The organism is Longimicrobiaceae bacterium, assembly GCA_035936415.1.
Lineage (GTDB): Bacteria > Gemmatimonadota > Gemmatimonadetes > Longimicrobiales > Longimicrobiaceae > JAFAYN01.
On sequence record DASYWD010000009.1, the window covers coordinates 1 to 3,449 of the forward strand.

The 3,449-nt window shown below is 75.3% G+C and carries 5 protein-coding genes; 2 read left to right on the forward strand and 3 right to left on the reverse strand.

Annotation, left to right across the window (positions count from 1 at the left end; genetic code table 11):
- Both VGR37_00230 and VGR37_00235 read left to right on the forward strand, forming a co-directional pair.
- Nucleotides 1-237, forward strand: a 237-nt coding sequence (locus VGR37_00230; GenBank protein HEV2145820.1) for a hypothetical protein, incomplete at its 5' end; no start/stop codon positions are given.
- Nucleotides 238-444: 207 nt separating this feature from the next.
- A complete protein-coding gene (locus tag VGR37_00235) occupies nucleotides 445-1,233 on the forward strand; it encodes a carboxypeptidase regulatory-like domain-containing protein (protein HEV2145821.1) in 789 nt (262 codons plus the stop codon).
- A gap of 90 nt (nucleotides 1,234-1,323) precedes the next feature.
- On the opposite strand, the gene VGR37_00240 is transcribed toward VGR37_00235, so the two are convergent.
- The 3 genes from VGR37_00240 to VGR37_00250 all read right to left on the reverse strand — a co-directional run.
- Nucleotides 1,324-2,094, reverse strand: a complete 771-nt coding sequence (locus tag VGR37_00240) for an alpha/beta fold hydrolase (GenBank protein HEV2145822.1) — start codon at nucleotides 2,092-2,094, stop codon at nucleotides 1,324-1,326.
- 86 nt (nucleotides 2,095-2,180) lie between these two features.
- On the reverse strand, nucleotides 2,181-2,897 hold the full coding sequence (locus VGR37_00245) for a DUF5715 family protein (GenBank protein ID HEV2145823.1): 717 nt from the start codon (nucleotides 2,895-2,897) through the stop codon (nucleotides 2,181-2,183).
- Between the two features lie 126 nt (nucleotides 2,898-3,023).
- Nucleotides 3,024-3,449: hypothetical protein (locus VGR37_00250; protein ID HEV2145824.1), on the reverse strand; the 426-nt coding region annotated here is incomplete at its 5' end.

A 3,449-nucleotide genomic window follows, 5' to 3' on the forward strand; every position in this document is an offset into this window, starting at 1 on the left:
GCTCCGGGCGGCTCGGCCGCAGCGACGCTGGGGGGCGCGGCGCTGGGGTGGCTGGCGGGGGGCGCGGGCGCGGGGGTCACCTCGGGGATCACGTACCTGCTCGGCCCGCCGGCGGGGGCGGCGCTGGGATACAACCTGTCCTGGCGCCGCTCGCAGCGGGCGCCTGCCGCCCCGCCTCCGGAGGAGGGTGAGCGGCCCGGGCCGGCACAGGAGGGCGAGGGCGGCGCTCCGTTCTGACGGAAGCCGAGTGGAGCCGGGCTCGCGCGTCCGCCGACACGGACGCGCGCCGTCCTCCCCCGTGGACGCTTCCGCTCGCGCGAGCGAGGTGCGAGACGCCGATCCCGAAGCGGCACAGACAGATGCGTTTTGCCCCGAACGCGGCACCTGCGGTGCATGCGGAGACCCTGCCACCCGCATGCTTCCTCCACCCAGCCGCGAGGACCCATGGGCCCGATTCCGCGATTCGCCGCCACCCTCCTGCTGCTCCCCGTCCTTCTCCCGCTCGCCCTGCACGTCGGCGCCACCCGCTCCGCGGCGCAGGACGCGCGGGGCGCCACCGTCACCGGCCAGGTGCGCGACGTGGGCACCAGCGAGCCCCTCTACGGGGCGATCGTGGCGCTTCCGGACCACAGGCTGCGCGCGGTGACCGACTCGGCCGGGCGCTTCACGCTCCGCGGCGTCCCCGCCGGAGAGCAGCGCTGGGAGATCCGCCGCCTCGGCTACGCTCGCTGGGAAGAGAGCACGGCCGTGCAGGATGGGGCCGACCTCGTCATCGGCCTCCTGCCCAGCCCCCTCGCCCTGGAGGAGGTCCGTGCGACGGAGAGCCGTCTCGAGACCCGCCGCCGGAAGTCGAGCGCCAGCGTGAAGGTGGTCAGCCGGGACGAGATCCTCTCCAGCACCGGTCCCACGGCGCTCGAGCTGGTGTCGACGCGTGCGCTCGCCGCCCGGACCGTGTGCCCCGGGATGGCGGGAACGGGGTCGGTGGGCGGCCTGAGCGCGGCAGGCAACCTGTGCGTCATCAACCGCGGGCGCGTGGTCCCGGTGATGATCTGCATCGACGAGGAGAGGGCCAACACCGACGCGCTCACGGCGTACACGCCCCAGGAAATCCACACGATCGAAACGTACCAGGGGGGAATCGGCACCAGTCGGACGGGAGTCGAGGTCCGGGTGTACACCAACTGGTTCGTGGCATCCGGACGGCCGCTCAAGCCGCGGATCGTCAGCTGCTGACGGGGCAGCCGCTTCCCCCCCCTCACGCCCGGCTGCCCGTGACGCTCCTGCGCCGTGCCGCCGCGTGGCCGGGCTCCCGCTCCGGGGAAGCTAGCCGGGGAGCCCGGCCGCCCCGCGGACCATCTCCCGGACCGCCCGGGTGACGGGGCCCGGCAGGGTGTTGAGGAAGAAGTGCCCGCCGGGGAAGAACCGGACGGAGAACGGGCCGGTGGTGTACCGTCCCCACGCCTCCAGCCCCTCCTCGCTCACCTCCTCGTCGGCGACCCCCCCCATCGCCAGGAGCGGGAGGCCGAGCGGGGGCTCGTCGCGCGGGGCGTACGCCTCGTTGACGGCGAAGTCGGCGCGCAGGAGGGGGAGGAAGAGCTCCATCAGCTCCCGGTTGTCGAGCACCTCCTCCGGGGTCCCCTCGAAGCGCCGGAGCTTCGCGATGAACTCGTCGTCGGGCAGGGTGTGCATCAGGCGGTCGCGCGGCGGGAGGTGCGGGGCGTTCCGCCCGGAGGCGGCGAAGGCCAGCGGGAGCGGCCGGCCGCGGCGGCGCAGCTCGCGGATCAGCTCGAAGCCGACCAGCGCGCCCATGCTGTGCCCGAACACCGCGTACGGACGGTCGAGCTCCGCCTCCAGCGCGTCCACGGCGGCGGCCACCAGCGGCTCCACCCGGTCGAAGGGGCGCTCGCGGAGCCGCATCTCGCGCCCGGGGGGCTGGAGCGCGCAGACCTCCACCTCGGCGCCGAAGGCGTCCGGCCAGGCGCGGTACGCGGAGGCGGCGCCCCCGGCATAGGGGAGGCACAGGAGCCGCACCGCGGCGTCCGGCCGCGGGCGCGGGGTTACGAGCCACCTCGAAGGGTCTATGCGCGTCTGCATTCGCTGGTGAGATCCCGAAGCCGGGCCATTTCAGGCGTCAAGTGACCGCCGCGCCGACACGACGGAAGGCGGAGCGCGGCAGGAGCCTACCGGCGTCCGCGGCGCCGCTTCCCGGCGCGCGGGCCCGCGGCCGTCGCGCCGATCAGCGCGAGCGGGACCTCGCCCACCGGCTGCTCGTGCGGAAGGGGGAGCTCGGGGAGCTCGGCGCCGGCCTCCACCGCGGCCTCGATCCCCGCGGTCCGCTCCAGGTAGGCGCGGTACGGCTCCGGGAAGAGCGCGACGTGGTAGTGCGGCGGGCGCTCTTCGCGGGTGATGTCCAGGATGCCGTCGCGCTCCATGGTGAGCAGCCTCCCCTCCAGCCAGCGGCGGCAGCGGGCGTTGCCGCTCACCCGCAGGTCCACGGCGATCCCGGCCGGGTGCACCGACAGGGGGTGGGCGTTCGGCGGCTGCCGGTCCATCGGGCGGGTCGTGCTGGTGACCACCAGCCGCTCACCGCACGCGGCGCGGTACCCGGCGGCCAGCCGCTCCACGAAGACCCGGGTCTCCGCCCGCACCACCGCGGACACGTCCCGGCGGAGCGCGTAGTCCCGGTTCCCGTGGAGCCGCACCAGCTCCCCGGCCTTCTCCATCCGCCGCAGCTCAGCCGGCGTCCGCACGAACCGGTACCCCTGCCGCACGGCCACCCGGTGCTGGCGGGCCATGGACTCCGGGGACCCCCGCAGGGTGACCGGGACTTCCGCCCGCGCGGGAGCGGCCGCGAGGGCCAGCGCCGCGGCCACGCCGAAAAGGGCTCTTCGCGTCATCCTTCCATCAGGGCAAGGGAGAGCGGAACGCCGCCGCCCGCCGCGGCGATGCGCGCCGGGGGCGTCATGTCTCCGGGCCGACTCACGTCCTACCACACGGCGGCGGGCGGGTTCCACGGCGGACGCTCACCCGCGGATCGCCACGTACCGCTCCAGCCGCGCCACCTCGGCGTCGTCCACGTACTTGCCGATCTCGCGGCGGAACTGCTCGATGCTCCGGTAGGGGCGGTACTCCTCGAACTCGTGCCGCATCCGGTTCCCCACCCCCGGGATCAGCAGGATCTCCTCGCCGCTGGCCGTGTTCAGGTCCAGCGGCTTCCAGAGGCGGGTGTACACGCTGTCCCGCTGCGCCTCGCCGAGGCGCGCGGCGAGGACGCGGTCCACCTCCCGCATGTCCGCGTACGGGCGCCCCTGGACGATGGCGTCGGCAAGCTCCGCGTCCACGCCCGGCAGGGCCAGCAGCTCCTCGCGCGTGGCAGGGTCCGGGTCCAGCATCGCCCCCGCTGTGGCCGGCGTCGCGGGGGCGGCCGCGGGAGCGGCGGCGTCCGGGGC